Here is a 298-nt window from a genome sequence, read left to right on the forward strand (position 1 = left end):
AGATGATTTTACATACACTATTCAACATACCAATACAGAAGGTTTGTTGGTTCCTTCACTAATCGTACAACCTTTTATAGAAAATGCATTAATACACGGACTTTTACATAAAGAAGGTAAAAAACAACTTACCATAGATTTTATATTTACGGACCATCTTTTATGTACTATAACTGATAATGGTATTGGTAGAAAAGAAGCAAAGAAAATCCAGGAGCGACAAGGAGGTCGTCATGAATCTTTTGCCCTGGAAGCTATACAACAACGATTAGAAATCTTAAAAGAGCAATATGGTACA

Annotated in this window: 1 pseudogene; it reads left to right on the top strand. The window is 32.9% G+C overall.

The annotated features are described in order from the left end of the window. Positions 1 to 298: pseudogene (locus Z053_RS31445) on the top strand (hypothetical protein); the annotation flags it as partial.

This window comes from Aquimarina megaterium XH134, from assembly GCF_000520975.1.
Classification (GTDB): domain Bacteria; phylum Bacteroidota; class Bacteroidia; order Flavobacteriales; family Flavobacteriaceae; genus Aquimarina; species Aquimarina megaterium.